Consider the following 1,336-nt stretch of genomic DNA (forward strand, 5'->3'; position numbering starts at 1 on the left):
AAATCCTCCACCCTACCATCCAACCCCAACCCTAAAACTTAGATTGAGCTTATCTGTTTTAAAATGCTCTGGTTTGTATATTGGAGCTTGAGCTAATAGATCATAGCTAATTGTTTGACTTAGTAGCCTTAGGCTTCCTTTTAAACCAACTCCATATCCAGCTAGTTTGTTTGAGCCAGTATATCCTGATGTGCTGCTATATACTGCTCCGCCATCTAAGGCAAGATAGATTATGTGATTGTTTATATAGTTGTAGTTTAGGTTATTTCTTATATAAATACCCTTTTGTCCTACTAGACTCATCTGCCCATCAAATCCCCTAACACTATAAAGACCACCTATGCTTACTCTATCTTGTATGGTAAGTGGGGTTTTATTATACTGGGCATGTAGGGTTACATCATAGCTTAGATTTTGATTTAGCTGTTTTTTGTAACCTAGATCAAGTAGCCAAATTTTCATCCTAGCACTTCCTTCGCCTATGCTTTGTTCTGGTGCAGGTAAAGCTCTTAGCATACCAGTGCCACGCTTATATGTAATTGTGCTATTTAGCTGTGAGTTTGTGAAATTTATTTGGTTTTTAAACCCTATCTCATATCCAGCACTAACCCTTCTTTGGTTTTTTAACTCAAACTCATCTATATAGTTTTTACTATTTCTTTTAAAGAAATTTACAAATGCACTGCTTTTTAGACTCTGATCTCTATAAAATAGATAGCTAAACCCTAGCATTTGATTGCGTGAAGCACCACTATACTTATAAAGCCCATTTGCACCAGCAATTATCTGAGAGTAAGAGTAGCGTGAGTTTGTGTAGCTTAGATTAAAATATCTAAATGGGATATTGAAATTTATATAGTGGTTATGTGAGCTTCCCTTTTTGCTCTCATCATTTAGCCTTGTTTTTTCATTGTTTAGTATGGCTTTGCTTAGAGATAGAGTGTAAATTTCATTAAAACCCATTAGATTTGTGCCGCTTATGCTAGATGAGGCTTGATATCTGCCAGTCTCTTTAGAGCCGTGGTTATCAATGTTAAAATTTAAATATATGGGAAGTGTTTTTGCATCTCTTGTAATTAATACATTTGTTGAGTTTGGAGTGTTTGAAGGGATAAGTGATATGCCTACATCTCCAATGGTGGCGTTTTGAATGTTTTCTAAGGCTTGTTCGATATCTCTTATGTTTAGTGTTTTATTATGTTCTAATTCACCAAATCCAGTAAATAGCATAGCTCTGTGTCTTTGGTTATCATCATTGTTGATTGAAATTTTATCTATGACCCCTAGGTTTAGATCTAAGTTAATCTTTCTTGATTTTAGATTAAGGGGTTTTATG

At 34.8% G+C, this 1,336-nt stretch carries 1 protein-coding gene; it reads right to left on the minus strand.

The window, feature by feature from the left end:
- Positions 1 to 12: 12 nt before the first annotated feature.
- The coding region (locus tag LQU93_RS09840; protein ID WP_229933710.1) for a ShlB/FhaC/HecB family hemolysin secretion/activation protein at positions 13 to 1,336 on the minus strand (1,324 nt) is incomplete at its 5' end.

The sequence above is a fragment of the Campylobacter majalis genome, from assembly GCF_905120465.1.
GTDB classification, from domain to species: domain Bacteria; phylum Campylobacterota; class Campylobacteria; order Campylobacterales; family Campylobacteraceae; genus Campylobacter_A; species Campylobacter_A majalis.